Below are 8,717 nucleotides of genomic sequence, written 5' to 3' on the forward strand. Positions count from 1 at the left end.
GCTTAAAGATGAATAATAGCTATCAAAAACTTTAGCTCCATAACTAAAGAAAACAAAAGCTGTTAAATCAAATCTCTTGTATCTGAAATTATTTGTAAAACCACCAGTAAACTTAGGCAAAGAACTACCACTATCATATTGAGTAGCTTGATTGTAAACTTTAGTAGTTGTACGCTCACCTGTTGGCTTTCCATCAGTTCCTAAAATATCACGATACCAAATTGGTGCACCATCAGCTGCATCAACTCCAGCGTAATCTCTTAAATACCATTGGTAAAGATCACTACCAACTTTTAAACGCTTAGTTCCACTAATTACTTCCTTATCAGTTAATTTAGTAATTACGTTTTTGTTAGTTGTTAAGTTAGCAGAAACTCTCCACTCAAAACCTTCAGTTTTAACTGGAACTCCATTTAAAAGGATGTCAAAACCTTTGTTCTCAATACCAGCAAGATTTGTAGTTATTGAACTAAAGCCAGTTGTGAAAGATAATGGTTTAGCGTATAATAAACCATCTGCAGATCTATTGTAGTAAGAAACCTCACCATCTAACCTTCCTTTAAATAAACTGAATTCTAAACCAAGATCTAATTGTGCATTTTGTTCCCATTTCAATGTAGGGTTAGCAAGATTAGAATAACTTATACCTGATTGACCATTATAGTTAAAGCCCAATCCAAATAAGCCTTGTGCTTCATATCTACCAATCTGATCGTTTCCAGAGGTACCATAACTAGCTCTAACTTTTAATTCGTCTATCCATTTAACATCAGCAAGAAATTTTTCTTGGCTAAGTCTCCAAGCAGTACCGATAGAATAAAAATCACCCCATCTATTTTCTACACCAAAAACACTTGACCCATCTCTTCTGTAAGAAGCTTGTAAAAAGTATTTGTCGTTATAGCTATAGCTTAATTTACCAAAGTAAGATGATAATCTTTTTTGTGTGTAGTAACCTACTGGTAAACCAGCAGTTGAACCAGCAGCAATTTCAGGTATACCTAAAGGTAAATTAGTGATTGATGCCTGTAAACGATCGTATTTTGATCTGTATGCTTCTTGTCCGATTAAACCACTAATATCGTGTAATCCAAACTTGTTTTCATAAGCCAATGTATTGGAAAGTGTAACAGTTACATCTTGAATAGAATATCTTTCTACTCTACCTTTTACTGCTGTACCATTTCCGGCATCAGGATTATAAAATAATCTTTCGCGAGTATTAATGTAATCAACAGCAGCATTAGTTTTAAATCTAAAGCTTTTCAAAAACTGTACTTCAGCGAAAGGATTGATAATTCCGCGTCCTACTCTAGTAATATACTCATCTTTATCTGCTAGACCAACTGGATTAAATTGCACACTGATCGGATTTACGTAGTTATAAACTGAACTTCCATCAGGATTTCTAACTGGTATTCCATTTGCGTCTCTTACATATAAAGAATAAATAGGAGCTAGCAAATCAGTAAATCTAATTGGGTTAGCAGCACCACCAGCACCTGCTGGTGTATTTTGATCGGTATATGATAAAGTATTGTTCATACCGATATTAATTGATTTATTCACCTGATTTGATAAATTCAACTTGCTTGAATATCTCTTAAAATCAGAAGCCAAAATAATACCTTTTTGATCAAAATAACCTCCAGAAACGAAGAATTTTGTTGACTCGTTACCTCCTTGTGCAGAAACGTTAACATTTTTTGTTATCCCTCTATTTGTTACCGCATCACGCCAGTCTGTATCATAATAAAGTGCAGCGTTTGGAGCCAATACAGGACCTGCAACATTAGAGAACACATATGGATTTGTTGTATTGTAAGGGTTAACGTTTAAAATAGTTCTGGTTGAAGTATTTGCTGCTAATGCCGCAGCATCAGGCGTGTTACCGGCAGCAATTCTACCTTGATAATAGAAGTCAAAGTATTGTTTAAAATACTGACTAGCGTCTAAGGTTTGATGCTTTTGAACTGCTATATCAGAATACCCAGTGTTTACAGAAGTATTGAACTTTGTAGTTCCTGATTTTCCTTTTTTAGTAGTAATTAAAATTACACCGTTTGCAGCTCTTGAACCGTAAATAGATCCAGCAGACGCATCTTTCAAAACAGAAATAGACTCAATATCATTTGGGTTTAAAGTTGAAAGTACATCAGAAGTAGTTGCAGCTAAACTGTAGTCACCACTAGAAATTGGAATTCCATCAATCACGTAAAGTGGCGTAGCAGAAGCAGAAATTGAACCAACTCCTCTAATACGCACAGTAGAAGAAGCACCTGGCTGCCCAGATACACTTTGTACAGTAACACCCGCTACCGCACCTTGCAAAGCCTTTTCAAATGAAGTAACTGGACGATTTTCTAAAACCTCAGCAGTAACAACAGATGCTGAACCAGTAAATGACTGTTTAGTTGCGGTTCCATAACCAACAACAACAATTTCACCTAATTGCTTGGCATCGGTAACTAAAACCACATTAATTTGGTTTGAGGAACTTAAGTTAACCTCTTTAGTTGTGTAACCAATAAAAGTAAACTGTAGCACTTTTGCATCAGCTGTAACTTTTAAACTGAATTTACCGTCAGCACCGGTTTGAGTTCCTAAAGTTGTTCCTTTAACTTTAATAGAAACACCAGGTAATGGCAAACCATCTTCTTTGGCTGTTACCGTACCCGTTACAGTTCGATCTTGAGCTATTGCACTACTGGCAATAAGAAGCAAGACGAAAAGATTTCGTAAGAATTTTTTCATAAATATTAAATTAGTTAATAGATTAATTTGTAAACATAATAAAAAAATCCAAAACTATAAAAAAACCTTTCATTTTTATAAATTCATAAAAATGAAAGGTTTAGTATTTCCAGACTAAATTGTTTTTAAATGTTTTTAGTGAAACTTTAAAGCCAGATATTATGAATACCTAGATAATAAAATCAGAAATTGACTATAAAATTTAGATCCAAAAAGAATGATTCAGCAACTTACATTCAATATTATTGATTACATCCTCGATGGAACTCTTATGCCAAGTAATTTCATTGCTTTATTAAGGGTAGTAGCCGTTGCGGATGCAAGATCAAGTCTGAAATTTCGAACTTGTAGATCGTCAACCTTAAGAATGCTTTCTTCATGATAAAATTTATTGAAAAGCTTGGCGAGTTCAAATACGTAATTTGCAATGTGTGCAGGACTGTACTCTCTTGCTGCTGAGGCTATTACATCCGGGTATTTTGCCAAGTTAACAATCAAATCCTTTTCAAGTGCCTTTAATGCTTTAGAATATTGTTCAGAAATTTTATTTTTATAATCGGCTTTTGCTAAAATAGAACAAATTCTGGCATGTGTATATTGAATAAATGGGCCAGTATGTCCCTGAAAATCAATAGATTCATTGGGATCAAACAAGAGTCGTTTTTTGGGCTCAACCTTCAATAAAAAGAATTTTAAAGCGCCCATACCAATCATATTATATAGGTCCTTTTTCTCCTCTTCTGTAAAACCCTCTACCTTACCTAGTTCTTCGGTTCTTTCCTGAGCAGTTTGAATCATGTCATCCATTAACTCATCGGCATCTACAACGGTTCCTTCACGGGATTTCATTTTCCCTGATGGCAAATCAACCATCCCATAGGAAAGATGAAATAAACCATTAGCCCATGATTTACCCATTTTTTGAAGAATAAGGAATAAAACTTTAAAGTGATAATCCTGCTCATTTCCAACCACATAAATCGACTTATCCATTTTAAAGTCGTCATATTTCAATTGTGCCGTTCCTAAATCTTGTGTAATGTAAACAGAGGTACCATCGGCACGTAAAACAAGTTTTTGATCTAAACCGTCGTCCGTTAAATCTATCCAAACGGAGCCATCCTCTTTTTTAAAGAAAACACCATTATCTAAACCCTCTTGAATGGTATCTTTACCTAAAAGGTAAGTATCTGATTCATAGTAATACTTTTTAAAATCAACGCCAAGCTTTTTATAAGTCACTTCAAAACCGGCATACACCCAGCCATTCATCATTGACCATAATTCAATAACCTCTTGATCACCAGCCTCCCATTTCAAAAGCATTTCCTGTGCTTCCCTAATTAATGGAGCATTTTTTTTCGCCTCCTCTTCGGTCTGACCCTTGCTAATAAGCGCCTCAATCTGCTTCTTAAACTCTTTGTCAAAAATAACATAATATTTACCGACCAAATGATCACCCTTTAATCCGCTGCTTTCTGGTGTTTCACCATTGCCAAACATTTTCCATGCAAGCATCGATTTACAAATATGTATTCCACGGTCATTAACCAAATTAGCCTTAATGACATCGTAACCATTTGCAGAGAGAATCTCAGCGACTGAAAAACCTAATAAATTATTGCGAACATGACCTAAATGGAGTGGTTTATTGGTATTTGGTGAAGAATATTCAACCATTACTTTCTGACCATTTGATGGAAATTGTCCGAAAGCCTGACTATGGATATTACTTAACAATTCATCAATCCAATAAGAATCGGTAATCAACAAATTCAGAAATCCTTTAATTACATTGAAATCAGCAACCTCTTTAACGTTTTCTTTAAGGTACTCTCCTATTTCAGTACCAGTTTGTTCAGGCGTTTTTTTAGAAATACGTGTAAACGGAAAAGTTACAGCCGTAACCTGCCCTTCAAACTCTTTACGTGTTTCCTGAATAACTATACTATCTACGTTTATATCAGTCTGATAAAGTGCTAGAACAGCACTTTTTATTTGTTGAACAATGGTATTTTCTATTGTCATTTTTATTGGCCTTTGGCCTGTAAATTTAATCGTTAATTAGAGAATTTGTTGCGCGAAGTAAAATTTCAAATGCATTTTCTGCCATTAAATTTTCTTTATCGAGTGTAGGATTAACTTCTACAATCTCAAAACAACAAACCTTTTCATGGCTCATTAATCGCGATACTAAGTTTCCTGCCTCTTTTTCAGTTATTCCATTGGCCACTGGAGTTCCAGTTCCTTTTGATATGGAAGCATCTATTGCATCTACATCAAAAGACACGTAAATCATATCACACTGATCTAAATATTGTAAAGCATCAATTGCTACACGTTCAACTCCACGCTTTCTAATTTCGAGCGTAGGAAAGTTTTTTACTTTATGCTTTTTAAGTAGATACTGCTCAGCTGGTTCAAAGTCGCGTAAAGCTATGTAAACAAGATCATTATAGTTTATTTTAGGCGATATATTAGCTACGTTTTTTAATTGAAACCAATAATTAAGGGTTTCTTGATCAGGTTTATTAATCTTTGAATCGATATTATCCTCGTCTAAAACTACAGCGAGACTCATTCCGTGTAAATTACCTGAGGGTGTGGTATAAGGTGAATGTAGATCGGCATGAGCATCAATCCATATTACACCTAATCGTGCCTTGGGAAAAGCTTTTTTAATCCCGGTAATGGACCCTGCCGCACAACTATGGTCACCAGAAAGTAAAATCGGAAACTCATTGTTTTGCACGCTCTTTGAAACCTCCTCCGCAATTCTTTCAACCATGGTGAGCACACCTGAAATACGTTTAGCAAACTGATTACCAACCGATTCCAATAAAAGATGGTTTTCATTGGCTATTTCAATGCTTCTGTGTTTTTTAAAATACCGACTTCCAAAATCGAGAGCAGCAATTTTTATGGCATCAATTCCCATACTGGCACCCCGTGTACCTGCTCCAAGCTCAGATTTAACTTCAATAATTTTCAATTCACGCATAACCCTCTCTCCTTATTTTCGAATATAGTTTAAAATATGTAACATTTAAGCATTCATATATGTTCTATGCTATAAGCTTTTTATATCTTTGGCAAAATTATAAAAAAATGCAGAGTTACGCGGAGTTTCTTGATTTAAGCGTGGGTTTCCCTCAGGATGGATTTGACATCATAGACGATGAATTATATTTTCATGACTTAAACCTCATGGAAATGATTGAAACGTATGGTTCTCCTTTGAGATTTACCTATTTACCCATCATTAGTAAGAAAATACAACAAGCCAAATTATTGTTTCAGGCGGCTATCGTAAAGAACAATTACAGAGGAGGTTATAAATATTGTTATTGCACAAAAAGCTCGCATTTCCGACATATTGTGGAAGAGGCACTTCGCAATGATATTCACCTAGAAACATCATCTGCATTTGATATGCCAATGATTGATGCACTTGAAAAAAAGGGCTCCCTAACTAAGGATATCACCGTTATTTGTAATGGATTTAAAACTTTTCAATATAAGCAGTACATCATCGACATGCTTCATGATGGGTATAAAAATATTATTCCTGTTTTAGATAATAAAGAAGAATTTAATATTTATGACGATGAACTTGACATTCCTTGCAATTTAGGATTTAGAATTGCTGCCGAAGAACAGCCTGATTCTCAATTTTACACCTCCCGCTTAGGAATTCGAATAGAAGACATTATTGATTTTTACAATCATAAAATAGCTCATAACCCAAATTTTAAGGTTAAGCTTTTGCATTTCTTTATAAATTCAGGTATTTCTGACACTCCTTATTATTGGAATGAATTAGAAAAATACGCAACCTTATATTGTAAATTCAAAAAGATAAATCCAGATCTCGATACACTTGATATTGGTGGTGGAATGCCATTCAAAGATTCTTTAGCCTTCGACTTTGATTATGAATATATGGTCAATGAGATTGTAAAAAGAATTAAGGAAATTTGTGCTGAACATGATGTGATGGAGCCAGATATCATCACTGAGTTTGGTAAATATACCGTTGCTGAGGCTTCAGGTATTCTTTATAAAGTTTTGGGTCGTAAGCAACAAAACGATCGTGAAAAATGGTTAATGCTCGATGGTTCTTTTATCACTAACCTACCCGATGTTTGGGCGCTAAATCAAAAATATATCTTGGCACCAATCAATAATTGGGATTCGGAGTATGAGCGTGTTAACCTGGGTGGGATTACTTGTGATGGACAAGATTATTACAGTCAAGAAGCGCATATGAACAATGTTTTTATGCCCAAAACGCGCAAGGTTCAATATTTAGGATTCTTCCATACTGGTGCTTATCAAGAGGTTTTAAGTGGCTACGGTGGAATTCATCACTGTCTACTTCCATCTCCCAAACATGTTATAATTCGTCGTAACCGTGATGAAACCTTTAATTTCGAAGTATTTGGTGAGGAACAAAATAGTAAACAGGTATTGAAAATATTGGGTTATTAATCAGCATCGGGTTGCGAATTGATAATTTTTAAATTTGGGGATTCCAAACGGTTCGGGTTCCGAATTAAATGAATTAAGGATTTAGAGGGTCTGGATTCAAGAAATTTGAAAAATTGCCTTTGAATTAATTTCTTAAATAGCTCGACTATTTTTTAATAAATATGATGCCCAAATATTACTTTCTTTTATTTTGTTTAATCCCATTCATTTCCTGTTCCCAAAACAAGGCGGAGGCTGGCAAAAATAGACTTGAAGCTCCTATAATTAAACAAAATTTCACATCTCTGCAATTCGAAACAGATGGAAAACCATGTATAGCATCCATAAACGATCGCTATATCGGATTTAAAGAGAAATCGATTTACTCTTTATCCCTATTTATCATTGTAAATACGCTTGAAAAAGATAGAAATGGTCATCCAACAGAAAAAGAAGCTTTATTTTTCAACACCTTTCAAACACAAATTCTAAAGGAGCTCAGCGCAAGCATTGGAAACTATTGTTATGTTGGAACAACAGCTATGTCAGGTTATCGGGATATCCTTCTGTATATTAAGCCTGAGCATCAAGAAATGGCAACAAGCATAGTGCAGAAATTTAAAATTGAGCAGAATCGTGTGGAATCAATCTCCTTTGAAAACGACCCAGAATGGGAAGCTGTTTCTTCTTTCTATGAGGCAACTACGCTTAAAAACTAGCAATCAAACTTATCGAGAAGCTTGATTAAGGTTGCGAAATCTTTAGGATATGGCGCTTCAAAAGTCATTTCAGTATTCTCATCAATTTTGAAAGTAATACTGCGCGCATGTAGTGCAAATCGCTTCATAATTGGCAGCTCTTCCTGATCCTTCCCAATACGATAGCTTCTTTTAATTTCTGAAAGGTATACTGGCTTACCACCATACATTTCATCACCAGTTATGTTGGCTCTTTGCGAAGCCAAGTGTATTCTAATTTGGTGCATTCGTCCTGTAATTGGCCTGCACTCTACTAAAGTATAATGTTTATAGAATTTTATTGAATTAAAAATTGTTTGTGCTTGTTTACCATCTTGCTTATTAATGGCCACATTTCTAGCACCAAGATTTAAAATGGGGAGATCCACGTTAAGCTCTTCAAAAATATGGGTTCCGTTAATTATAGCATGATATACCTTGGTCACTTTTCTATGTTCAAATTGCATGGAAATATGACGGTATGTTTCGGGGTTTTTAGCAATTATTAAAGCTCCAGATGTTTCTCTATCTAATCGGTGGCAAATCTGAGCATCATCAGCGTATTGCTTGGCCATTCTAAGTAAATTATTATCCCCTCCTTCACGATCATCGAGTGAACTTAGGAATGCTGGTTTATTTACAACAATTAGATTGTCATTTTCAAAAAGAATAAGATCTTGGAACTTTGGAAACTTCACACATTAAAAATTAGAATGCAAAGATAGGGTTTTAGGGGGGATTGTGGAAATAGAGGTG

Annotated in this window: 6 protein-coding genes; 2 read left to right on the forward strand and 4 right to left on the reverse strand. The window is 34.9% G+C overall.

All coding sequences use genetic code 11. The features are described 5' to 3' along the window. From ACILQF_RS07425 to rocF, 3 genes are all read right to left on the reverse strand, one after another. A partial coding sequence (locus ACILQF_RS07425; RefSeq protein ID WP_395626784.1) for a SusC/RagA family TonB-linked outer membrane protein occupies positions 1 to 2,754 on the reverse strand: 2,754 nt, incomplete at its 3' end. Between the two features lie 249 nt (positions 2,755 to 3,003). Continuing rightward, on the reverse strand, positions 3,004 to 4,782 hold the full coding sequence (gene argS, locus ACILQF_RS07430) for an arginine--tRNA ligase (protein WP_395626785.1): 1,779 nt from the start codon (positions 4,780 to 4,782) through the stop codon (positions 3,004 to 3,006). 25 nt (positions 4,783 to 4,807) lie between these two features. Further along, a complete protein-coding gene (gene rocF / locus ACILQF_RS07435) occupies positions 4,808 to 5,755 on the reverse strand; it encodes an arginase (protein WP_395626786.1) in 948 nt (315 codons plus the stop codon). A gap of 107 nt (positions 5,756 to 5,862) precedes the next feature. Between rocF and ACILQF_RS07440 the strand changes: the two genes are divergently transcribed. Continuing rightward, positions 5,863 to 7,245: an arginine decarboxylase gene (locus ACILQF_RS07440; RefSeq protein WP_395626787.1), complete on the forward strand. Its 1,383-nt coding sequence runs from the start codon at positions 5,863 to 5,865 to the stop codon at positions 7,243 to 7,245. A 161-nt stretch (positions 7,246 to 7,406) separates the two neighbouring features. Then, on the forward strand, positions 7,407 to 7,943 hold the full coding sequence (locus ACILQF_RS07445) for a DUF695 domain-containing protein (RefSeq protein WP_395626788.1): 537 nt from the start codon (positions 7,407 to 7,409) through the stop codon (positions 7,941 to 7,943). Here the strand turns inward: ACILQF_RS07445 and ACILQF_RS07450 are convergent. Next, the gene (locus ACILQF_RS07450; protein ID WP_395626789.1) at positions 7,940 to 8,659 is read right to left on the reverse strand and encodes an RluA family pseudouridine synthase; all 720 of its coding nucleotides are present in this window, start codon (positions 8,657 to 8,659) and stop codon (positions 7,940 to 7,942) included. The two genes, ACILQF_RS07445 and ACILQF_RS07450, sit on opposite strands and share 4 nt — an antisense overlap. Positions 8,660 to 8,717 lie beyond the last annotated feature (58 nt).

The organism is Daejeonella sp. (assembly GCF_044232565.1).
Taxonomy (GTDB): Bacteria; Bacteroidota; Bacteroidia; order Sphingobacteriales; family Sphingobacteriaceae; genus Daejeonella.